This window comes from Natronorubrum amylolyticum (genome assembly GCF_052040145.1).
Lineage (GTDB): Archaea > Halobacteriota > Halobacteria > Halobacteriales > Natrialbaceae > Natronorubrum.
In genome coordinates, this window is record NZ_JBPPFW010000002.1 from 723,378 (window position 1) to 745,073 (window position 21,696).

Genomic DNA, 21,696 nt, shown 5'->3' on the forward strand with positions numbered 1-21,696 from the left:
GACGCTCAACGATCGCCAGCCGACTGCTCCCCCGCTGTCTCCGCGTCGTCGAGGATCATCGAGATGAGTTTGTGCTGGGCCGCCCGGAGGTGCTCGTGGAACGTGGCGGCCGTCACGTCCATCGAGTCGGCGACCTCCTCACCCGAACTGTCGCGAGGCCACTCGAAGTAGCCGCCGTAGTAGGCCATCTCGAGGGCGGTTCGCTGTCGGTCCGTCAGCGCCTCCGCGAGCCGGTGGTGGAGCTGGTCCAGCGACTCGCTCGAGGGGGAGATTCGGCGCCGAGCGACGGTTCGAATGCTCGAATAGACGTCCGTTAGCTCGTCCATGACGGCACGAACGTCCGTCCCGGTTGGGAAGTGGACCGTCGTGGTGTACTTGCCGTCGTGGATCGCCGCCGCCTCGACGTAGCCGCCGTAGGCGTCGATGACCCCGAACATCGGCGGAGACGTAATCGATAACTCGAACTTCACGTCGCCGGCTGTTCGCTGAAGCACCGACACCTCGTTCCAGTGGGGAACGCACTCGACGATCTCCTCGAGCAGCGGAAACGTCTCGGCTGCCGTCCTCCCGTACTCGAGGAACTGCTCGTCGCCGGTTCGGACGACCCGATCGAACCAGACCGAGTGGCCGGTCATGTCGGGCCCGTCGAACATCGCGACGGCGTCGTCGATGACGAGTTCGAGTTCGATCAGCTCGTCGCCGAGCAGGACCCGTTTGCGCTCGAGGGCGGCGATGGCGTGGCCCAGAATCTCGCCGAGTTGGGCGACGACGTCGCGTTCCTCGTCGGTAAACGCGTTTCGACGTGCGCTCGTGATTCCGAGGATACCGTACAGCACGCTGTCGTACGTGATCGGGATCGCAGCGGCCGACTCGTAGCCGTGTTCGCGGGCGTCCTCGCGCCAGGGTTCGAAATCCGGGTCCGCGAAGACGTCGTTCGACACCTGCATCTCCCTGGTTCGAATCGCTTTTCCGGCCGGACCGCGACCGGCGGGATCGTCGGACGCGGTCGAAAGGGAAATCGACTGGATGTAGCCGTCGATCCCCGCTTCGACGCGGTGGGTGATCGACTTCGATCTGACGTCGACGTCCGCGATGAACGCGAACTCGTAGGACGGCGAGTCGGCCAACGACTCGCAGGTGACGCGCTCGAGGTGGGCCCGCGTGGATCCGGTGACGATGGCGTCGTTGATCTCGCGAACGACGCCGTTGACGTGATCGAGCGCCGCCAGCCGCTCGCGCTGGCGCTCGAGTTCCGTTTCGCGCCGTCGGGCCTCGGTAACGTCCCGGAGAACCGAGAGGTGCGTTCCGGGCAACACGTTCGCGACGGAGTTGTACTCGACGATCCGTTCCGTCCCGTCGGGTCGAACCAGCGAGAACGAACCGCGGAGCCGCCCCCGCTCGAGAAACGTCTCCCAGGCCGAACTGACGTCGTGATCGGCGTGGATAAACTCCTTGAGCGAACGGCCGGCGATTTCCGACCGATCGATCCCTAACAGGTCGCTCGCGGCCGGGTTGGCCGCGACGATCTCGTTCTCGTCGCCGACGAGGATCGCGTCGTGTGCGTCCTCGAAGATCGATCGGAGCCGCCGGTTACCCTCCTCGAGTTGCCGCTCGCGCCGCTTGCGTTCGGTCACGTCGGCGACGAGAACGGTCACGCCGGACTCGTCGGGATGACACCGCGCTTCGAACCAGCGGTCGGTCCGTTCGTCGTGTGCGTCGACGGTGATCTGTCGCTGGCGATCGAACGCGCGTTGGTGTGCATCGCCGAACAGCGACTCGAGGCGGCCGGTCACGGGCCCAACACCCACGCCGTCCTCGGCCTCATCTGTGTCCGCGGGTTCGTCGACTGTGGCGGCCACGGACCGGTCGAAGAGGGATCTGGCTCGCTCGTTGACGAGCGTATACCGCAGGTCGGCATCCAGCGTGTAGACGGCGTCGGAGATGCGGGCGAACGCGTCCTCGAGTTCGCTCCGCTCGTCCGGGATCACCTCGAATTCGGTCTCGACCGCTCGCCACTCGTCGCCCATGTTCGCCACTGTGAGCCCCACTCAATAAGCGTAGCGGGTAATATTACTTTTCTGAATAGCGGTATCATTCAACACGGTAACAGTTAGTGAATCAGTCGTCGAATCACCCGGCCGAGTCGGGAAACACGTGGTTACGGTGGGCGCCTCATCTCAGCCGGCGGGCTCGATCGTCCGAATCAGGTCCGCGACCGTCTCTCGGTCGGATTCCGGATCGACCTCGAGCTCGGCCGGCAGTTCGCCCCCGTCGATCGCATCAGCTCCGTCGACGACGTCACTTCCGTCCTCGAGCGGCAACATTCCGCCCGCCATTCCGAAACTCGCCTCGGTCGGCCAGACGGCGATGTGGGCCTCCGCGTCGAGCCACTCGTTCTCGCCCGCCGTCAGGTCGGGGGAGACGGGGTAGTCCGCGTCGAGGACGAACCAACTCCCTTCGGCGCCGTTCGTCGCCTCGAACTCGAGGGTGTTTCGCGTCCCGTCGACGCGCAGCCCCTCGTCCTCGAGGGTCGTGACGAACTGCGACTTCGCCTTCGGTGCGGCCTTCTCGAAGGCCGATTTTGGCGCCATGCCGAGATCCGAGAGCGACGGGGAGAACGTCACCTCGACGGTGAACAGCGAGCGGACCGGAATCTCGCTCGCGCCCAGCGCCGCCAGTCGGTCGGCCGCGTCGGTCGGTTCGTACACCGTCGTCTCGGCGGTGACCGACGCGAGAAGCACGCTCGATTCGCCAGTCCGGGTTCCCAGCGCTCGCCACGAGTCGGCCAGCGACGCCGGCAGGTCGATCGTCATCGCTCCCACGTACGCGGCCATCGCCTTTCGCTCTGGCGGTCGTCTCGAATCGAGAGAATCACCACACGGTAAGCGATTCGGGTGCACTCGAGAGACTCAGCCCGTTCGCGTCGATCGCTGTCGGAGAGTGACGCCGGTCACTGCTGGTGGCGCACGCGAACCGTGCCGTCCGCGGTAACGCCGACGATCAGCGGCGTCGCGATCTCGCGGCCCGACACCGCGGCGCCCGCGGCGTCGCTGACGACCTTCATCAGGTCCGGCGCGGTGTGGTCGACCTTGACACCCTTCTCGTCGCAGGCCTCGTAAACGAGCTGTGGCACGTCGTAGAGGTCGGTCCCCTCTGGGACGCGAACGCGAACCGGTGCTCGCAACGCCTCGGCGAAGGCAACCGTCTCGCGAGCCTTCTCGAGGTTCTCGCGGCCGCTCGACTCGATCGAGGAGACGTTCGCCCGCGACGTTCCGAGCGCGTCGGCGATATCTGCCTGCGAGGTGCCGCGCTCGCGAAGCGCGAGCACCTGCGCCTGTCGGCGTGTCAACACGCTCGTCTCGGCGTCGAACCCGATCTCCTCGAGTAGCTCCTCGACCTCGTCGATCACGGCGACCACCGTGTCCGTTCGACCAACCGCAGACCCCCGAGTTCGGTTTCGCGTGCACTCATACGATACACTAAGCCGGCGGCGGGATCAAAGCTTTCCCGATCCGACGGATCAGGTGCCGTCGGTCGCGGTCGCCCGCGCCCGCTCGTGGTACCAGCCGCCGAACGCCCCGAGCGGGACGATCAACCAGCCGGCAAACACCGCGCTGAACAGGAGTGCCGAGACCGAGACGACGACGGTGAACACGAGCGAGACGCCGAGGGACCCGCCGACCATCCCGGTGGCCGCCGTACACGCACCGAGCAGTGCGCCGAGAGTCGGATTCGGTGCATCCGTGTCAACGGTGCGCCAGCAGAGCGTTCCGACGACGAACGACGTCACCACGCCGAACGGGGCGAAGAGGAGCCCGAACGCGGCGGCGAACTCGAGGTCACCCCCGCCGGTGAGCGCGGGGACAGCGTCGGTCACGAGCAACAGGCCGGTGGCGACGAACCAGATGGCGATCGCGAGCACCCCCGTGGCCGCCATCGCGATCCCGGCGCCGACGTCGCGTCTGGACGCGTACGGCAGTCGGCCGGGACCGAAGCGCCGGCAGATCGAATCGGACATCGAGTAGACGGTACGGGCGAAACGAGTTAACAGTACGTCATTTTTCGATGGCTGAGAGGGGAGAGGCGACCCAGTCGACGGCAGATGAACCGGCCGAACACAAATACCAGTTGCACGACTGCCAGCAGTCGTACCGGTTTCGAGGCCGCCAACACCTGCGAGGACGTGCGCCAGCCGAGTTGTTCGGGATCGCTAGAACGGACGTTCGGACCCCGCTCGAGTCGCCGGCGTCGGCGGGAGCTGCCGTTTGTGCCGCATGCTGGCGTACCAGTCGGCGATCCGTTCGACCGCCGCAGCGTCGACACCGACCCGTTCGGCGACGGCCGCGACGTCCACTCCCTCGTCGACCGATAATCGGAGGACGCGGTCCACGGTTTTCGGCTCGATCTCGAGTTCATCACCCGCGGACTGACCTGCGCCAACACCAGGGGACGCGGACGGTGCGACGAGATCCGTGGGAATCTCGAGCGCGTCGGCGAGCACTCGAACCTCGGTCGCGTACAGGTCACCCAGCGGGAGGCAGTCGACCCCTGTATCGGCGTGTTTCGTCAGCGTCCCGAGGAAGCGATCGGTTCGCGTCGCCGTCCCGACGACCAGCGCGTTCGTCGTGTTCGCGACGTAGTACGAACAGGCCATCCGCAGTCGGGCTGCGACGTTCTCCATCGCCACGAGATCGTCGGCCGGCTGAGCGGTCGCGCCGACGACCTCCTGAAACGCGGCGAGCAACGGCTGGAGCGGCACGCGGCTGTACTCGATACCCAGTACCGAGGCGATGGCCTCCGCGTCCCGCGCCGCCGCCTCCTGATTCATGTAGGCCGGCAGGACGAGACCGGTAACGCGGTCCGAGCCGAGCGCATCGACGGCGAGCGTAGCGGTGACCGTCGACGCGAGTTCGCCGTCGAGGGCGATCACGACGCCGTCGGCCCCCGCGTCGTCGACCTGTTCCTCGATAAACGCCGGGACGACCTCCTGTAGTCGCGCCAGCGCGTCGGAACCGATCGCGAGTCCGTCGTCGTCCCGCGGGAGCCCGTCGGCTCGAGTGCGACCAACCGCAGCGGCGTCGTCCGTCATCGCTGAGCGGCCCGCGGTGTTTGCGACGGTTGCTCGACCTCGTAGCGGTCGGCAGATCGTTGCGAGCGACTCGAAGAGGGATCACGGACGAACCGATGACCGTACCCCCGTGGGACTGTCGAAGAGATGCTCATTCACTTCGAACACCGTTCCCCAAACCACATAGGCATTTCCTAGCCACATCATTCCACAATTGGACAGTGTTTCCATACTTAGTATGATATTCATACACCTGGATGACGGCGAGGTCGCACGGCTGGAGAGGCGGCGAAGCGGGACGATAAGAGTCGAAACGGGACGATAAGGGTCGAAACGGGACGATAGGGGGCGAAGCCGGGGCCGAAAACGGGACGGAAGAAGACGGGTGTCAGTACTCGAGCGTCCAGCGCTCCTCGTCCTTCGCGGCGAGTACCTCGCTCACGCCGTCGGCCAGCCGGTACTCGTCCCCCTCGCGAACGACGGTTCCTGCGCGCTCGAGATGCTCGAGGTGGGCATAGGACTCGCCGGGTCCGTGGAGGATGTGGATGCTCTCGAGTTCGCCGAACAGGTCCGCGCTGACGGTCCACGTGTCGCAGGGTCCCTTGCGATCCAGCGCGTCGAGCACCCGAAACGAGCGCTCCTCGTGGTGGTCGATGATGTACTGGGCCCGGCCCGCGGGGTCGTCGATCGGGTCGCGGTGGCCCGGCCATGCCCGGTCGTAGTCGGCGTCAACGATCCCCTGTAGCGCCTGCAGGTACTTCTCGAGCGGTTGGTCGACCCGGACATCCGCGCCGCCGACGTTCGGCGTGTACACTGGCAACAGTGCGTCACCAGAGACGACCTCCCGGCGGCCCTCGAGCGTCGTCTCGAACATCGAGAGGCCGGCCGCGTGGCCGGAGGTGTGGACGGCCTCGAGGTCGTGGTCGTAGCCCTCGAGCGAGAACCGGTCGCCGTCTTCGAACGACGTCACGGTCGGCGACTCGTTCGTACCGCCGGCGGACGCCATCCGCTCCTGGAGCACCGCCTGTTTCTCCTCCGGCATACCCCACTCGTCGAAGTATCGGTTTTGCAGGTCGTGCATCGACTCCCAGGCGTCCTCGTCGCCTTCGATCAGCGGCGCGTCGGCCTCGTGCGCGTAGACTTCGGCCCCGCTCTCGGCCTGAATCACGCCCGCCAGCCCGGTGTGGTCGCCGTGCCAGTGCGTGAGGAAGATTCGATCGACGTCCGCGAACGCGAGTCCGCGCTCGTCGAAGGCGGCCTCGAGTTGCTCGCGCGTCGTCTCCATCCAGTCCCCGGTATCGATCAGCACCGTTTCCCGCCCGTCCGCGAAGAGATACGCGTTGTTGTCACCTTCGAACGCCGAATTCGACAACGAAATCCGATCCATGAGATAGTATCGCACGAGTGATGAGAAAACTGTTGTGACCGCGGCGGTTCACGAACGGCGAAAACGGCGAAAACGGCGACTGCTCGATGACTGTCCACTCATCGAAACGCACAGCGGCTTACGAGCCCCAGAAGTTCTCGCGGCTGCCGAGGCGTTCGCGTTTCTCCGCCGCGGACTCCCTCGAGTCGTCTCCTCCCTCCATCGACGCGTCTCCGTCCTCATCGTCGTCGGAATCGTCGCTCTCCTCGACGTCTTCGGTCTCCTCGCCCTCTGCATCCGGGTCCATCGGGAGGAGTTCGAGTTCCTCCGCGCGGGCGTGATTGCTGTGTACGCGCGTGATTTCGACGCGAGCGCGAGCCTCCGGCAGGACGCCGTCGACCATGACGATGAACCCGTCCTCGGTTCGACCGACGCCGGCACCGCTTTCGTGCATGTCGACGACGTCGACGACGACTTCCTCGCCCGCTTTGACGGGCTGGGTCTTCAGGTCCTGGATCGGCTGGCCGTAGTGATTGCACCACTCCTTGCCACCCCGATCACCGTAGTGGCTACACCCCATTCCCGAGATCCGCTCGGAGAAGCTCGGACAGTCGTCGGCAAGTGGACAGTCTGCCATAGCGCGTACTACCAGTGGCGTCGTTAAACCGTTTCCGTCTCGCAGATCGACGTTCGTTTCACCGATCGAAGAGTTCGCTGTAGAAAACGCTGGTAACGTCTCCCCAGCTGTTCGTCGGGGAGCGTAATACGTAACGGGTGACTCGTCGATGACTGGAAAATGAACGGCTCCCATCTGAAAGCGCGTTTCGAAAAGATTTACGGTACGGACGTTGCAGTGATTGATGATGAAAATCCTCGTTACGGTCAAAGAAGTCGCGACCGTCGAAGACGAGTTCGAGATCGAGGGTACTGAGATCGCCGATCAGTACCTCGGTGCCGACCTCAACGAGTGGGACGATTACGCCATCGAAGAGGCCGTCCAGCTCCAGGAGGCCGGCGTCGCCGACGAAGTCGTCACGGTTACCATCGGTCCGGAAGACTGCGAACAAACGATCCGTCAGGCGCTCGCGAAGGGTGCCGACCGCGCCGTCCGCGTCTGGGACGATGCACTCGAGGGCGTCGACCTGCTCGACGTCAACGCGAAGACCCAGATCCTGAGCGCCGTCGTCGAGGAAGAGGATCCCGACCTCGTCCTGACGGGCGTCCAGGCCGGCGACGACAGCTTCGCCGCGACCGGCGTCTCCGTCGCCGAAGAGATCGGCGCCCAGTGGGGCGCCGTCGTCAACCATCTCGAGCACGAGTTCGACGATGGTGTCGCCTCCGTCCGACGCGAACTCGAGGGCGGCGTCGAGGAGCTCACCGACATCGAGCTTCCGGCCGTGTTGACGATCCAGACGGGTATCAACGAGCCGCGCTACGCGAGCCTGCGCGGCATCCGCCAGGCCCAGCGCAAGGAACTCGACGTGCAGGGGCTCGCAGACCTCGGCGTCGACGAGGGTGAGATCGAAGGCGACCTCACGCTCACGGACATGTACGAACCCGAAAGCGAGAGCGACGCGACGATCTGGGAGGGGAGCCCCGAAGAGACCGCCGCCGAGTTAGGTGAGATGCTCCGCAACAAGGGGGTGGCGCCATGACGGACGTCCTCGCAGTCACGGAACACCGCCGCGGCGAACTCCGCGACGTCAGCTACGAGATCATTACCGCGGGCCGCCAACTGGCCGACGAGACCGGCGGCGACCTGCACCTCGCCGTCATCAGCGGCACCGTCGACGACTTTGCGGAGAAACTCAACCGCGAAGGCGTCGACGCCATCCACACCGTCTCCGACGGTGAGGAGTTCAACCACGACGTCTACACGCAGGCGATCACCCAACTGTACGACGACCTGGCGCCGCAGTACGTCCTGACGCCCAACAGCGTCAACGGCCTCGACTACGCGCCCGCCATCGCCAACGCGCTCGATCTCCCCGTCGTCACCGACACCATCGGCCTCGAGACCGACGGTGAGACGCTGATCGCCACCCGCGAGATGTACGGTGGCAAAGTCGAGACGACCAACGAACTCGAGGGTCCCGCAGTCGCGACGATCCGGGGCGCCGAGTGGCCCGCTGCGGAGGGCACCGGCGACGCCTCGGTCGAGGCGTTTGACGCCGAGATCGATGAAGACGCCGTCGGTTCGACCGTCAACGGCTTCGAGGAAGTCGGTGGCGGCGACGTCGACATCAGCGAGGCCGACGTCCTCGTCAGCGTCGGTCGCGGGATCGAAGAGGAAGAGAACATTCCGCTCATCGAAGAACTCGCCGACGCACTCGACGCGACGGTGTCGTCCTCGCGTCCGATCGTCGACAACGGCTGGCTGCCAAAGAACCGCCAGGTCGGCCAGTCCGGGAAGGTCGTCACGCCGGACGTCTACATCGCGATCGGTATTTCGGGGGCAGTCCAGCACGTCGCCGGGATGAAAGGCTCCGATACGATCGTTGCGATCAACACGGACCCGAACGCGCCGATCATGGACATCGCGGACTACGCGATCCACGACGACCTCTTCGACGTCGTCCCCGCGCTCACCGAAGAGTTCGGCGGATAGACGCTAGACTACAGGGTTCCGTTTTATCGACAGCGCTTCACGTCTCGCCAAGAGCGGTGCGCTCGAGAAACGTCACAACCCACGCGGAAAGAAAGAGAGAGAGATAATCCAACACCGAACTCACCGCTGCGAAATCGACGCCGAACGGATTGCCAAGATCTGCCATAGCCGATACGTCGCTCGAACCCGGCTATCGTTGCTGCCGTCTATCGCAATCAGCAGCGGCGGACACCGAGCGCGACGTCGATCGTAGTAGCCAGCCGCACCCAAGCAACGGGTCACCGGAAGAACGTGGCGTGTTATTGTATCACAGTTGATGATTGCCCGACATAGCTATGTATCAGTGATTAAATACGGTTTGTATGTCAGTCCGACTGAAACGCCGGAAGCTCCTGTCGGCCGCGGGTGTCGCTGGACTCAGCGGCCTCGCTGGCTGTCTCGGTAGTTTCTCCGGGTTCGACGTTCGCGACGACGACGACGGAGATGGAGGCGGTACTGATCGAACGATCAAACTCGGCGTAATGCTACCGCTCAGCGGTAATCTCGGCTCCGTGGGAGAGCCGATTCGGGACGCCGCGTTGCTTCCGATTACGCAGGTCGAAGACGAGATCGATCTCGAGATCGAGTACGAGGTTGTCGACACGGAGACCTCACCGTCCGCGGGCGTTCAGGGAGCTGCTCGCCTCGTCAACGACGGCTATCCGATGGTCAACGGGCCGGCGGCCTCCGACGTGACGCTCCAGGCGACCCAACAGGTGCTCATTCCACACCGGGTCGTCAGCTGTTCACCGGCGTCGACGACGCCGACCATCACGGCCCTGAACGACGCCGGACTCGTCTTCCGGACGGCGCTATCCGACTCCTTACAGGCGGCTATTCTCGCGGAGCAAGCGGTGACGGATCTCGGTCACGAGACGGCGGCGACGCTGTACGTGAACAACGACTACGGCTGGCAGCTAACCCAGGCGTTTACGCAAGCGTACCAGACGACCCACGGCGGGACGGTATCGGCGCAGGTTCCGGTGGACGAGGAGAGCGGCTCCTACGCTGATGCGATCGAGCAAGCCAGAACGGACGACCCCGAACTGTTGATCGTCATCGGCTACCCCGAGACGGGCGCACAACTGTTTTCGGATCTGGGCGACGACCTCGACGAGATCGACGTGCTCGTCACGGACGGACTCCGAGACGGCGGCCTTCACGACGAGGTCGACCATTCCATCGACGGCATTCGCGGCACGGCGCCGCTGGTCGGCGGTCCCGGCGAGGCGTTCTTCGCCGGCGGATTCGAAGACGCCTACGACGCCGAACCGGGGATTTTCACGGCCCACGCCTACGATTCGACGGCCGTGCTCTTGCTCGCCAACGCGTACGCCGGGCAGAACGACGGGACGGCGATCAGAAACGCCATGCAGACGGTGACGAACGACCCCGGGGAGGTAATCGAACCGGAGACGCTCGCCGAGGGGCTCCAACTCGCGGCACAGGGCGAACCGGTCGAGTATCAGGGCGCCTCGAGCGCGCTGTCGTTCGACCAGAACGGCGACGTGACGGACGCGACGTTCGAGTACTGGGAGTTCGATCGGGAGGCGGATGGCGGTATCGCCGAAATAGACCGGGTGACGACCTAATGTCGGTCCGTGAGAAACTGGTCCCGTCGTTCATCAGGCGGCGATACCTCGCGAAGTTCGTGATCTCGATTCTGGTGGTCGTCCTGGTCATCGGCTCGGTCGGCGCCGTCAGCTACGCCGCCATCGACGACACCGTCAGAGACGATTCGAACGAGCAACTCGAGTCGACCGCGGAGTTGCAGGCGGACGGAATCGGCGAGTGGGTCGAGTCGATGCGCGTTCAGACGCGGACGGCGTCGGCCTCGCCGGTGTTACAGGACGGCGATCCACAGGAAGTACAGGGTGAGATCGTCGAGGGCCAAGCGCGGATGTCCGTCGACGTGCGGGCGATCCACTACGTCGACACCGAGAGCGACGAGGTCGTCACGAGCACGGACGCGGAACTCCGCAGCCAGTCGCTCGCAGATGTCGACGATCCGTGGGCGACAACCGACTTCCAAGGTGAACTCGCCTTCGACGACGCGGTGTGGAACTCCGAGCAGGCCTACACGTCGTCGTCGCTCGACGACCAGGTGATGGCCTTTGCCAGTCCGGTTTCCGAACGCGACGACCGCGTCGTCGTCGTCATCGGGACGCTCGAGTACCGCGTCCAGCAGCTTCAGCAGGAAGGCGCGTCGTCGTCGACGGCTATCGTCGACGCCGACGGAACGCCGGTCCTGCAGTCCGAGAACGCGTCGATCGACGAGGCGTCGGTCGACGACGAGGCGCTCGAGGCCGCACTCGGCGGTCGACTGACGCGCGTCGACGACGGCGAGTTCGTCCGGGCGTACACGCCGGTCGGCGACACGCAGTGGGTTGCCGTCACGAGCGTCCCGACCGAACAGGCCTACGGCGTTGCGGCTGACGTCGGCACCAACGTCATCGCGATGGTGCTGGTGAGCCTGATCGCGCTCGGCGTCGTCGGCGTCGTGCTGGGTCGCCAGACCGTCGTCCCGCTCGCCGAGTTGCGCGATCGGACGAAGGAGATGGAGGAAGGGAACTTAGACGTCGATCTCGAGACGTCCCGGGCCGACGAGATCGGGCGGCTCTACGAGGGCTTCGACAGCATGCGCACCTCGCTGCGGAATCAGATCGAAGAGGCCGAGAAAGCCCGGCGGGATGCAGAGCAGGCGCGCACCGAGACCGAGACGATCAACCGCCACCTCGAGACGAAAGCGGACGAGTACCGCGACGTGATGGCCCAGTGTGCCGGCGGAGACCTGACCCAGCGGCTCGATCCCGAGAGCGAGAGCGAGGCGATGGCCGACATCGCCCGCTCGTTCAACTCGATGGTCGACGAACTCGAGGAGACGACGGCTCACGTCAAGACGTTCGCCACGGAGGTCGCGACGGCGAGCGAAGAGGTGACGACGAGCGCCGAGGAGGTTCGATCGGCATCCGAGCAGGTGACGGTGTCCGTCCAGGAGATTTCCGACGGCGCGGACGAACAGAACCAGCATCTACAGGCCGTCGCAACCGAAATGAGCGGCCTTTCGACGACGACCGAGGAGATCGCCGCCTCCTCGAACGAGGTCGCCGACATCGCCGAGCGGACGGCCGAAACGGGCCGTCACGGCCGCAAAGCGGCACAGGAGGCGATCGACGGGATGCACGAGATCGAATCCGAGTCGGCCGAGGCCGTCGAAGCGATCCAGGCGCTCGAGGCGGAGATGGAACAGATCGACGAACTGGTCGAGTTCATCTCCGAGGTCGCCGAGCAGACGAACATGCTCGCGTTGAACGCCAACATCGAGGCCTCGCGCGGAGCCAACGACGACAGTAGCGGGTTCGCCGTCGTCGCTTCGCAGGTCAAAGAGCTGGCCGAGGATACGAGAGAGACCGCCGAGGACATCGAGAAGCGACTCGAGCGGATCAACGAGCGAACCGACCACACGGCGACGGAGGTCGAAAAGACCGCCGATCGGATCTCGACGCACGTCGACTCCGTCGAGAACGCGGCGGCGGCGCTCGACGAGATCGCGGACTACGCGAGCCAGACTAACGACGGCGTCCAGGAGATCTCCGCGGCGTCCGAAGAGCAGGCGGCCTCGACGCAGGAAGTCGTTGCGATGACGTCCGCCGCGACCGACATCTCCGAGACGACGGTGCAGGAGGCCCAACACGTCGCGGCCGCGGCGGAAGAACAGACGTCGGCACTCGCCGAGGTGTCCGAGAACGCGAACTCGCTGGCCGGACAGGCGGCACACCTCAGCGAGGCGCTCGACCGCTTCGATACCGACCGAAGCTCGCAGTCCTGGTCGACCGACGCCGACCCCGAACTGACTGACGAAGCCGACGAAGCGGCCGAGACGGGAACTGAACTGACATTCGAGGCGGGCGAACAGACCGAGACGGACGGTGAACAGATTGACGGCAAACCGACCGAGACGGATGCTGAACAGACCGATACTGAAGATTCCGCAACGGCGGAGCCGGAAGCGAACACGTCGGAGCCGGAACCAACGGACCAGCCGTTCTCGTTCGATGGCGTCGACGAGTCCTGAGTTCGGCTGATCCGTCACCTACTTTGTACCCCCGTCCTAAGCGCTGGCAATGGAACGTCTGGAGCGTCGTCGGGCGCTGATCGAGGAGCGCCTCGTCGAGGTGATCGACGCCCTCGAGCCGGACTCGCTCAGAGAGGAGATCCGCCACACGGCGCTCTCGGGCGGCAAACGCGTCCGGCCGATGGTCGCACTGCTAGCCTGTGAAACCGTCGGCGGGTCGGCCGAGGACGCGGTGGACTTCGGCGTCGGGATCGAACTCGTCCACAGCGCGTCGCTCGTCATCGACGACATCATCGACCGCTCCGAACTGCGCCGCGGGACGACCAGCGCGTGGGCCGAGTTCGGTTACGGGCCAGCCATCGTCTCGAGCGACGGCCTGCTCGGGGAGGCCTTTGCCCTCTTCTCCGCGGATCCGAAGGCGACGCAGGTCGTCGCCGAGGGATGGTCGAACTCGGTATCGGCGAGGCCACGGAGCTGTCGGCCGAGCCGGAGACGGAGGAGGAGTACATGACGCTGGCGCGCCGAAAGACCGGGGCGCTCTTTCGGGCCGCCGCCGAGCTGGGGGCCATCGCGGCCGACTCGGACCCCGTCACCGTCGAAGCGCTCGGCGAGTACGCCGAACGCGTCGGCGTCGCCTTCCAGATCAGAGACGACGTACTGGACGCAGTCGCCGACCCCGAGGAACTGGGGAAACCGACCGGCCACGACGCCGCCCTCGAGCGGCCGTCGGTCGTACAGGTCACCGATCTCACCCCCGAGGAGGCCAACGCGCGCGCTCGAGCCGAGTCGGACCGCGCGATCGACGCGCTCGACCGGGTCGAGGTCGCCGATCCGGCGGCCAGAGACTACCTGCTCGAACTGGCGGAGTTCGTGGTCGAGCGGGAACGATGACTCGAGTCGAAACCGCACGGTGACGATCCTTGTTTTCTACTCATCCTCCCGCGGGCGCTGTCGCTATACTCGCTGTCTCGTCCCCTCTTCCGGCTCGCGGTCTCCCTCCTCGTCCGAAAATCGCGACTCGAGGACGGCGAACGTGAGCGTGCTCACGATGCCCAGCAGCGTCCCGACCGTCAGCGCAGTCGCGAGGTAGTTGATCTCGACCTCGTTCAGGAAGTACGCGCTCACCGCGTGGAGGACGATAGCGATCGAGAGGACGTAGAAGGGGGCGTTGAGATATCGCCACTCGAGCCGACCCGCAATGTACTCGTCGGTGATCTGGCCGAGGCTGGTGGTGAGTCCAGCGGCGGCGATCCATTGGATCGAGCCGTAGGCGAACGCGGCGAGCATGACCGGCGCGCCGATATCGTCCGCGGTGGCCCCCTGGACCTCCTCTAAGGTGTTCATTCCGCTGACGCCGCCGAGGACGAACAGGGCCGCGGCGACGACGTAGGCGAGCAGGGTCGTCCGGCCGGCGTACAGCGACCGTCGGCCGCGTTCGACGGCGGCGTCGAGTCGATCGCCGAGCCCGAGCCCGCGGGAGATGAGGTAGAACCCGAGGAGCGCGGAGGTCGTCCCGAGCACGATACCGGGCATATCCAGCACGCTTCCGATCAGCGCGAGCGGGTAGATGAGCAGGAGGATTCCCAGCGGAATCAGCACCGTCCCTCGCGTCTCGGGGTCGTTCAACACCTGTTTGATCGTGTAGTACATCGACTCCAAGTTCTGAGCCTGTCGGACGACGACGCGGCGAACGCCGTCGATCGGAACCCGCGACCGAATAATGGGGATGACGGACTCGTCCTGTGCGCCGTCGGTGACCACGAGCGCGGTCACGTCCTCCGCGGTCGAGAGGCTCGCGAGGACCGTATCGACCTCGTCGCCGACCTCTCGATTTGCCTTAACGTCGCCTTCGTCGTTGCCGGTGACGACGGCGACTTCGACGCTCTCGTCGCGCCCGTCGAGATCGTCGTAGATGTGTAACCCCTGAAAGATGACGTTGACGTCGGAGTCCTCCGGGTCCGCGGTCGCGAGGGCGACGGCCGCTTCCTCGACCGGATTCCGACCGATGACCGGCGTCGAAAAGCCCGTTTTCCGGCCGAGGTCGTCGTCGAGGTCGACACAGAGGACCAGCAGCATCTGCACGAACGTTCGGGCGCGGGGTATTTCCATCTTCTGGGGACGACAGAATGTAGACGACGGCTCGAGGGAGAGGCAGACGACGACCGCGCTCGAGGCGAGACGCCGGTCGGGGCGGTTCCGAAACGGGCTCGCGGATATAGCGTGTCTCTACTCCGCCTCGGCGGACGCGTCCTCGAGCAGCGAGACTTCCCGGAGTTCGAAGCGCGCGCCGCCGCAGTCGCCCTCGCAGGCCGAGACCGTCCAGCCGTGGGCGTCGGCGATACCGTCGACGATCGCCAGTCCCAGACCGGTTCCGTCGTCGGCGGTCGTGTGGCCGTACTCGAATATCTCGTCGAGGTCCCCCTCGAGGCCGGCGCCGTCGTCCGCGACGTAGAATCCGCTCGTCGAGCCGTCCTCGAGACGTCCCACGGTGACGGTCACGACCCGTGCGTCGTGCGCTCCGGCGTTCTCGTGAGTGTGCGACCGAGAGCCCGTAGAACCGTGCTCCACGGCGTCCTCGGGAGTTTGCGACCGAGGGCTTGTCGAACCGTGTTCGACAGCGTCCTGCTGAGGTTCCGAAGCAGGGCTCGTTGAGCCGTGCTCTACGGCGTTTCGGAAGAGATTCTCGAACAGCGCTCGCAGTCGGCTCTCGTCGGCGGCGATCGTGATCTCGGTCGAACACTCGAGCGACGCGCCGGCGGTATCGACGGCCTCCCAGGCCTCGCGGACGAGTCGCCCGAGGTCGACGGGTTCGGGGTCGCCGACCGTCCGACCGTGGCGGGCGAGCGACAGGAGATCCTCGATCAGGTCGTCCATCCGCTCGAGCGACCAGCGGACCCGTTCGATCGACTCCGTCTCACCATCGGTCTCGATCGGACACTCCTCCGCGTGGAGTTCCAGACTCCCCTGAGCGACGTTCAGCGGGTTCCTGAGATCGTGACTGACGACGCCGGCGAACTCCTCGAGTCGATCGTTCTGGCGCTCCAGTTCGCGCTGGTATCGGCGTCGTCGCGTGATATCGCGAATCGCGTGAATCGTGCCGGTGAACGCGCCGTCCTCGAGCGGAAGGAGATTAGTGTGGACGTCGTGGATACGTTCCTCCCCTGCTGCGTTCCGAAACTGCACCTGGTACTTCGCTCGCTCGCGGTCGACCGACGAGGAGAGGAGCGCGCGTACCTCGTCGGTGTACTTGTCGATCACACCCTCGTCGTAGTAGCCGCGTTCGACGAGTGCCGGAAACCGCGTGCCGAGCAGTTCGTCGACGTCTTCGGCGTACGCCTCGGCGAACTCGTCGTTACACCAGACGATCGTCGCCTCCGCGTCGAGAATGAACAGGGCGATCGGCGCGAGTTCGATGATCCGTTCGTACTTCGAGAGTTCGCGTTCGCGTCGCTTTCGGTCGGTAATATCCCGGATCACGGCGGTCGATCCGGTTCGTTCGCCTCGTTCGCCGGTCAGCGCGGTCACGTTCGCTTCGCCGATCCGTTCCTCGCCGTCGTCACCCCCGACGGAGACTTCGAACCGACCGGACTCGTGACCGTTCTCGTGTAGTCGACGAACCGTCTTGACGCCGCGCTCGAGCGACGGTCTGCTGATAAACGCCGAAATGTGGGCCCCGAGAACGCGCTCTCGGTCGGCACCGACTAATTCGCAAAACGCCTCGTTCGCGACGGTACACCGCCCCGTCTCGTCGAGGACGTACATCGGATCGCTCATCGACTCCACGAGCGTCCGATAGCGCTCGAGTTCACGTTCGCTCTCCCGGCGCGCCCGATCCGTCCGTCGGCGGTCGACGGCGTTTTCGATTCGGTTCGCGAGGACCGCGTAGCGATCCAGCCCGGACCCTTTCTGTAGGTAGTCGGTCACGCCAGCCGAGATCGCCTCGCTGGCGATCTCTTCGGACCCCTTTCCGGTGAACAGGATGAACGGGAGGTCGGAATCCTCCATCCGTACCGCCTCGAGCAACTCGAGACCGTTCAGTTCGGGCATGTCGTAGTCGCTGACGATGCAGTCGGGATCGTCACCGTTCGCCACTCGGTCGAGCGCCTCGTGGCTCCCGCTCGCCGTCGCGACGTCCAGTTCGTCGTTCGTTCGCTCGAGTGCGGTCGCCGTCAGTGACCGGACGTCCGGGTCGTCGTCGACACAGAGGACGCTGATCCCGGGAGACATTAGCTAGCCTCCGTTGGGAGGCCACCGTATAATAGTATGCGGCCGAGAGAGTGCTCGGAACGCGACCGGGAGATGACCGACGCTCGAAGGTGGCGTGAGCCGTCGACTCACGGCGCGCTCGTTTCGCACGGCTTTTGTGGGCGCGCCCAGTACGTTTCCTCGAATGATCTCGAAGGGCTGTGAGCAGTGCGCGAAAGGCGGCAAGATGGTGCTGTTCGTGTACGGTTACTGCGACCAGCGTGACTGCTTTTACTGCCCGCTCGGCGAGAACCGCAAGAACGTCACCGACGTCTACGCGAACGAACGACTCGTCGAGAGCGACGAAGACGTCCTCACGGAGGCCCACCGGATGGACGCGCTGGGCACGTCGATCACCGGCGGCGAACCGCAGGAAGCCCTCGATCGTACCTGTCACTACCTCGAACTGCTGAAAGACGAGTTCGGCGAGGACCATCACACCCACCTCTATACGGGTATTCCGGGCGGCCGCGAGAACATGCGTCGGCTCTCCGAGGCCGGACTCGACGAGATTCGGTTCCACCCGCCGCTGGAGCTGTGGGGCGAGATGCACGGCACCGAGTGGGAGGAAATCCTCTACATCGCCCGCGAGGAGGGGCTCACCCCGGCCTTCGAAATCCCCGGCATCCGCCCTGAGCCGGAGTTCCTCGACTTTCTCGACGAGGGAGCGGCCGATTTCTGTAACGTCAACGAGTTCGAGATGAGCGACGGGAACTACCGCCGGATGCAGGAGGAGGGCTTCGAACTCAAAGAGGACCACATGAGCGCCGTCGAGGGCTCCCGCGAGGAGATCCTCGAGGTGATGGGCGACCACGAGAAAGTCTACTTCTGCACCTCCGTCTTCAAGGACGCCGCCCAGCACCGCCGTCGCCTGAAGCGCATGGCCCGAAACATTCGCCGGGAGTTCGACGACATCACCGACGACGGCACGCTCGTCTACGGCAAGACCCGCGCCGAACCCGAACGTTTCGAAGCGCTTGGCGTCCCCGAGGAGTTCTACACCGTCAAAACGGATCACGTCGAGATCGCCTGGTGGCTCCTCGAGGAGATGATCGACGAGGGTGATCTCGAGGACGGCGAAATCGTGGAACAGTATCCGACGTACGACGGCCAGGTCGTCGAGCGGACGCCGTTGGTGTGAGTACCGCGAACGACTGGAAGGAGTGAGCGGCTTTTTGGTGGAGATTTTTGGAGGAGGGTGAGCGGAGCGAACCCGACGAGAAAAAGGTCCACGTGGCAGGTCGTCGAGCGGACGCCGTTGGTGTGAGTACCGCGAACGACTGGAAGGAGTGAGCGGCTTTTTGGTGGAGATTTTTGGAGTGAAGCGGGACCGGCAGTCCCGCTAACCGTGCGAACGGACGCAAAGCGTCCGTGAGCAGCGACGGTGAGCGGAGCGAACCCGACGAGAAAGCGGTCGTCGTCAATCCAGTTCGGTCGGATCGACTTCGGGGAGCGTGATGAGGTTCTCCCGACCGATCCGGAGCTTCTCGATCTCCTCGTCGTCGTCCATCTGCGAGAGGAGTTGGGAAACCTTGGCGTTCGACCAGCCGGTCTCTTTGACGATCGAGGCCTGTTTCATCCGCCCGCCGTTTCGCGTGAGCATCCGGAGGACGCGCTCCTCGTCGCTCAGCAGTTCGAGATCGATCTCGTCGTCGGACTCCTCCTCGTACTCGAGTCGTGTCCCGGTCGCACCAGACCGTCGGTCGGCGCCGTCAGCGTCACTAGCGGTCCCGGGAGCTGACTGAACCGTGCTGCCATTGGTATCGGTTGTAGCCGGCTGCTGCTGCTCCCGTCCGAGTTGAGCGCGGACGCGTGATCGAAGTTGAGCGACGTGAGCAGCGATTCCGAGCGCGGCGGCTCGGTCGGGAATGCGATCGACTGGTGCGGGGAGGTCGGTTTCTGGGCCTCGGCGCGCAAAGAGATAGCTTCCCGCCCCGACGAGGAAGAGGAGTACAACAATACCACCGATCATCCAGCCCGACACCACAGAGCCAGCGACGGAGGTGGAGTCACCCCCGCTACGGACGAAGATGATCTGAAGTTCGTCTTCTCCGAACTGGTAGGGGCCGGTCCACTCGAGTTGCGTTGGCGTCTCGAGGGCGTAATCGGGAGGTGATTCGATCTCGAGGTGCTGGCCGTCCCACAGTGCGGGGAACCAGGGGTTGTCCGTCTGGAACGCGTCACCGAAGTAGATCCGGTTATCATCGACGGTCGCGAAGTTCGTCCAGGTGACGGAGTAGGAAATGATGCCGACGTGAGCGGTTTCTTCGTCGTCGATCTCATCCGGCGAGATATCGTCGTCCTCGAGTTCCTCGATACGTGGCTCGTCCCAGCCGGCGTTCTCGATCGACATGCTGCGGTCGGTAGCCGCCTCAGCGTCGGTAGCCTGTCGCTCAAACCACTGGCGGTCGTATGCGACATCGCGTTCGCCTGCTGTAACGGCTGTGGCAAACTCGTTGAAGCTCTCTACATCATCACCGTCGGTCAACAGGAACCGACTTTCGATCGTCCATCGAGCATCGCCATTGTCTCGAACGTCGATCCGTATCACTTGCTTCGGATCGTTCGCGGATGGCTCAGATTGTGCCGAAAGAGCCGATAATTGAGATTGTTGCTCCTGAATCGTGGAGGAAGCTGGTTCGGACGGGTACCGATCGTTGACTGACGGCGTGGGCTCGGGCAGAGGCGCCGTAATGGCGACTGCCCCCACCGTAGACGTCACGAGGAGGATTGTGAGGGCGAATGTAACGGCGGTAAATAACCGCATGCGTACCAACGGGTGGTTTCCCGGGGGAAAAAACCCTTTCCATCCGAAAATAAAACGTTACTAGTGGAATGGAGCAACCGTCGCAGATATGAGTTCATCGATATTGAACGTCTCCGTTACGACCATCTTTTATATCCGGAGCGTATATAGTGGGCCGATGAATAACGCGATCCCTTTTCTCCTCGTGTTGCTGGTGGTCTCTTCGCTTTTTGCGGTTCCCGCCCTCGCTGCGGGATTTGAAGGTGATGTCCCAGTAGCAGACGACGACGGAGCCCTCCAACAGAATGCCCTCCAGCAGAATATGCTCCTGCCACACGATGAACCATTAACAGAAGTCGATGAGACGACGAACCGTCTCGAGCTTACCAGCGAAGTCCGAAGCGAATACACCGAGTACGGCTCCGATCTCGGAATGGCACTCGCGGCAACTGACAATGAGCTCAGAATCGACTACGAACAGTACGCCATCGTCGACAGCGAGTTCGAGGATGCCTCCAACGAGGAACGAGAGCAGATCGTCAGAAACGGATTCCAACAGGTCGAAGAGCGGATTTTGGCCCTCGAGGAGCGGGAAGAACGGGCGGTTGTCGCTCATTCGAACGGCGAACTCTCGGGAACCGAGCTTCTGCAAACGTTGCTCCAGAATCATCACGAAGCAGCGGTACTCTCCGAGACACTCGAGTCACTTGAAAAGCGCACTGAGCGAATTTCTGGATGGGGACTGTCCGTCGACGACAAACAGAATGCACTCGAAATGCATCGGACACCCATTCGGTCGACGCTCGATACCGTCGCAAGCGATCACGAAATGACGCAAATCGTCGCAATTCAGACATCTGAAAACGGATACAGTCTCTCGACTGTCGGTGAAAATTACGTCCGTGAGACGACACGCTTCGACAATCGGGCGGACGACCAGACGAGCGAACTTGACGACGTCAGCGAAGCGTTCGACTACACGAAAGAAGAGCTCTACCCGTGGGCGTTCGAGCACTCCTCGAGTCCGTCAGCAGAAGAGTTCACAACGCTACAGCTGTTCCGCGTCGAAACGGCACACGATCATGGTGACCTCGAGATCTATCTCGATGGGCGAAGCGGTGACGTCTACCGCGAAGTCCAGGAGCTATCGCTTGCGACACAGCCAGTGACCGAAAGAGAAACTGTATCTGACGACGGCCTTGAAGTGGCATTCAACGAGACGCCGTCGAACGGACCGGTCGAAATAACAGTGACTGACGCTGAAACCGGCGAGCCCGAGACGGCGACGGTTTCGGTCGATGCGTTCGAGATTGGTGCAACCGATACTGACGGCATCATCTGGCTCGTTCCACCCGCAGGATCGTACGATCTGACGGTCGAGACGGGAACGAACACGCTCGAGACGACGGTGCCGAACGACTGATACGGTCTGCTGTAACGGTTTACCGGTACAACCGCAGAACGGTCGTGGTTGCACCGGAAATGACGTACAGCGATCCGTATGACACATCGAGGGAGGATGAACTGTTACCGGTACTGAATTCTCCGG

At 64.1% G+C, this 21,696-nt stretch carries 17 protein-coding genes and 1 pseudogene; 7 read left to right on the plus strand and 11 right to left on the minus strand.

Translation table 11 applies throughout. From position 1 onward, the window contains the following. Positions 1 to 5: 5 nt before the first annotated feature. From ACSFDB_RS09790 to ACSFDB_RS09820, 7 genes are all read right to left on the minus strand, one after another. Positions 6 to 2,027, minus strand: a complete 2,022-nt coding sequence (locus tag ACSFDB_RS09790; RefSeq protein ID WP_440770811.1) for a bacterio-opsin activator domain-containing protein — start codon at positions 2,025 to 2,027, stop codon at positions 6 to 8. Between the two features lie 150 nt (positions 2,028 to 2,177). Further along, positions 2,178 to 2,813, minus strand: a complete 636-nt coding sequence (locus tag ACSFDB_RS09795; protein ID WP_440771100.1) for a DUF6517 family protein — start codon at positions 2,811 to 2,813, stop codon at positions 2,178 to 2,180. A 137-nt stretch (positions 2,814 to 2,950) separates the two neighbouring features. Continuing rightward, positions 2,951 to 3,409 carry a Tfx family DNA-binding protein gene (locus ACSFDB_RS09800; protein WP_440770812.1) on the minus strand — a complete coding sequence of 153 codons (459 nt, stop codon included), beginning with the start codon at positions 3,407 to 3,409 and terminating at the stop codon, positions 2,951 to 2,953. A 111-nt stretch (positions 3,410 to 3,520) separates the two neighbouring features. Then, a complete protein-coding gene (locus ACSFDB_RS09805) occupies positions 3,521 to 4,018 on the minus strand; it encodes a hypothetical protein (protein WP_440770813.1) in 498 nt (165 codons plus the stop codon). A 192-nt stretch (positions 4,019 to 4,210) separates the two neighbouring features. Continuing rightward, positions 4,211 to 5,089: an NAD(+) synthase gene (gene nadE / locus ACSFDB_RS09810; RefSeq protein ID WP_440770814.1), complete on the minus strand. Its 879-nt coding sequence runs from the start codon at positions 5,087 to 5,089 to the stop codon at positions 4,211 to 4,213. A gap of 367 nt (positions 5,090 to 5,456) precedes the next feature. Beyond that, entirely contained in the window at positions 5,457 to 6,455 is a 999-nt protein-coding gene (locus ACSFDB_RS09815; protein ID WP_440770815.1) for an MBL fold metallo-hydrolase, read from the minus strand. Between the two features lie 118 nt (positions 6,456 to 6,573). Continuing rightward, positions 6,574 to 7,071 carry a TRAM domain-containing protein gene (locus ACSFDB_RS09820; protein WP_440770816.1) on the minus strand — a complete coding sequence of 166 codons (498 nt, stop codon included), beginning with the start codon at positions 7,069 to 7,071 and terminating at the stop codon, positions 6,574 to 6,576. A 226-nt stretch (positions 7,072 to 7,297) separates the two neighbouring features. On the opposite strand from ACSFDB_RS09820, the gene ACSFDB_RS09825 reads away from it, so the two are divergent. Both ACSFDB_RS09825 and ACSFDB_RS09830 read left to right on the plus strand, forming a co-directional pair. Beyond that, positions 7,298 to 8,089 carry an electron transfer flavoprotein subunit beta/FixA family protein gene (locus tag ACSFDB_RS09825; RefSeq protein ID WP_090311337.1) on the plus strand — a complete coding sequence of 264 codons (792 nt, stop codon included), beginning with the start codon at positions 7,298 to 7,300 and terminating at the stop codon, positions 8,087 to 8,089. Continuing rightward, positions 8,086 to 9,042, plus strand: coding sequence for an electron transfer flavoprotein subunit alpha/FixB family protein (locus tag ACSFDB_RS09830; protein WP_440770817.1), 957 nt, complete (start codon positions 8,086 to 8,088; stop codon positions 9,040 to 9,042). Before ACSFDB_RS09825 ends, ACSFDB_RS09830 begins: the two co-directional genes overlap by 4 nt. Positions 9,043 to 9,079: 37 nt before the next feature. On the opposite strand, the gene ACSFDB_RS09835 is transcribed toward ACSFDB_RS09830, so the two are convergent. Beyond that, the gene (locus ACSFDB_RS09835) at positions 9,080 to 9,208 is read right to left on the minus strand and encodes a hypothetical protein (RefSeq protein ID WP_440770818.1); all 129 of its coding nucleotides are present in this window, start codon (positions 9,206 to 9,208) and stop codon (positions 9,080 to 9,082) included. A 196-nt stretch (positions 9,209 to 9,404) separates the two neighbouring features. Here ACSFDB_RS09835 and ACSFDB_RS09840 point away from each other — a divergent pair, with 196 nt between their 5' ends. From ACSFDB_RS09840 to ACSFDB_RS09850, 3 genes and pseudogenes are all read left to right on the plus strand, one after another. Further along, complete coding sequence (locus ACSFDB_RS09840) at positions 9,405 to 10,673, plus strand: ABC transporter substrate-binding protein (protein WP_440770819.1); 1,269 nt, start codon at positions 9,405 to 9,407, stop codon at positions 10,671 to 10,673. Beyond that, positions 10,673 to 13,156: a methyl-accepting chemotaxis protein gene (locus ACSFDB_RS09845; RefSeq protein ID WP_440770820.1), complete on the plus strand. Its 2,484-nt coding sequence runs from the start codon at positions 10,673 to 10,675 to the stop codon at positions 13,154 to 13,156. Before ACSFDB_RS09840 ends, ACSFDB_RS09845 begins: the two co-directional genes overlap by 1 nt. A 49-nt stretch (positions 13,157 to 13,205) precedes the next feature. Next, positions 13,206 to 14,047 (plus strand): annotated as a pseudogene (locus tag ACSFDB_RS09850) (polyprenyl synthetase family protein). A 63-nt stretch (positions 14,048 to 14,110) separates the two neighbouring features. Here ACSFDB_RS09850 and ACSFDB_RS09855 read toward each other — a convergent pair. Together ACSFDB_RS09855 and ACSFDB_RS09860 are read right to left on the minus strand one after the other, a co-directional pair. Further along, entirely contained in the window at positions 14,111 to 15,232 is a 1,122-nt protein-coding gene (locus ACSFDB_RS09855; RefSeq protein WP_440771101.1) for a DUF373 family protein, read from the minus strand. Between the two features lie 150 nt (positions 15,233 to 15,382). After that, on the minus strand, positions 15,383 to 17,383 hold the full coding sequence (locus tag ACSFDB_RS09860; RefSeq protein WP_440770821.1) for a PAS domain S-box protein: 2,001 nt from the start codon (positions 17,381 to 17,383) through the stop codon (positions 15,383 to 15,385). A 163-nt stretch (positions 17,384 to 17,546) separates the two neighbouring features. Between ACSFDB_RS09860 and ACSFDB_RS09865 the strand changes: the two genes are divergently transcribed. Further along, complete coding sequence (locus ACSFDB_RS09865; RefSeq protein WP_090310819.1) at positions 17,547 to 18,542, plus strand: radical SAM protein; 996 nt, start codon at positions 17,547 to 17,549, stop codon at positions 18,540 to 18,542. A 279-nt stretch (positions 18,543 to 18,821) separates the two neighbouring features. Here ACSFDB_RS09865 and ACSFDB_RS09870 read toward each other — a convergent pair whose 3' ends face one another. Continuing rightward, the gene (locus ACSFDB_RS09870; RefSeq protein ID WP_440770822.1) at positions 18,822 to 19,889 is read right to left on the minus strand and encodes a helix-turn-helix transcriptional regulator; all 1,068 of its coding nucleotides are present in this window, start codon (positions 19,887 to 19,889) and stop codon (positions 18,822 to 18,824) included. Positions 19,890 to 20,325: 436 nt separating this feature from the next. Between ACSFDB_RS09870 and ACSFDB_RS09875 the strand changes: the two genes are divergently transcribed. Beyond that, positions 20,326 to 21,570 (plus strand): DUF7096 domain-containing protein, encoded by a 1,245-nt coding sequence (locus ACSFDB_RS09875; protein WP_440770823.1) that lies wholly within the window; start codon positions 20,326 to 20,328, stop codon positions 21,568 to 21,570. The last annotated feature ends 126 nt before the right edge of the window (positions 21,571 to 21,696 follow it).

Bases quoted from the DNA above. Each gene is read 5' to 3' on its own strand.
- ACSFDB_RS09790 (WP_440770811.1), bottom strand. From the start codon at position 2,027: ATGGGCGACGAGTGGCGAGCGGTCGAGACCGAATTCGAGGTGATCCCG.
- ACSFDB_RS09795 (WP_440771100.1), bottom strand. From the start codon at position 2,813: ATGACGATCGACCTGCCGGCGTCGCTGGCCGACTCGTGGCGAGCGCTG.
- ACSFDB_RS09805 (WP_440770813.1), bottom strand. From the start codon at position 4,018: ATGTCCGATTCGATCTGCCGGCGCTTCGGTCCCGGCCGACTGCCGTAC.
- nadE (WP_440770814.1), bottom strand. From the start codon at position 5,089: ATGACGGACGACGCCGCTGCGGTTGGTCGCACTCGAGCCGACGGGCTC.
- ACSFDB_RS09815 (WP_440770815.1), bottom strand. From the start codon at position 6,455: ATGGATCGGATTTCGTTGTCGAATTCGGCGTTCGAAGGTGACAACAAC.
- ACSFDB_RS09820 (WP_440770816.1), bottom strand. From the start codon at position 7,071: ATGGCAGACTGTCCACTTGCCGACGACTGTCCGAGCTTCTCCGAGCGG.
- ACSFDB_RS09825 (WP_090311337.1), top strand. From the start codon at position 7,298: ATGAAAATCCTCGTTACGGTCAAAGAAGTCGCGACCGTCGAAGACGAG.
- ACSFDB_RS09830 (WP_440770817.1), top strand. From the start codon at position 8,086: ATGACGGACGTCCTCGCAGTCACGGAACACCGCCGCGGCGAACTCCGC.
- ACSFDB_RS09835 (WP_440770818.1), bottom strand. From the start codon at position 9,208: ATGGCAGATCTTGGCAATCCGTTCGGCGTCGATTTCGCAGCGGTGAGT.
- ACSFDB_RS09840 (WP_440770819.1), top strand. From the start codon at position 9,405: ATGTCAGTCCGACTGAAACGCCGGAAGCTCCTGTCGGCCGCGGGTGTC.
- ACSFDB_RS09845 (WP_440770820.1), top strand. From the start codon at position 10,673: ATGTCGGTCCGTGAGAAACTGGTCCCGTCGTTCATCAGGCGGCGATAC.
- ACSFDB_RS09855 (WP_440771101.1), bottom strand. From the start codon at position 15,232: ATGCTGCTGGTCCTCTGTGTCGACCTCGACGACGACCTCGGCCGGAAA.
- ACSFDB_RS09860 (WP_440770821.1), bottom strand. From the start codon at position 17,383: ATGTCTCCCGGGATCAGCGTCCTCTGTGTCGACGACGACCCGGACGTC.
- ACSFDB_RS09865 (WP_090310819.1), top strand. From the start codon at position 17,547: ATGATCTCGAAGGGCTGTGAGCAGTGCGCGAAAGGCGGCAAGATGGTG.
- ACSFDB_RS09875 (WP_440770823.1), top strand. From the start codon at position 20,326: ATGAATAACGCGATCCCTTTTCTCCTCGTGTTGCTGGTGGTCTCTTCG.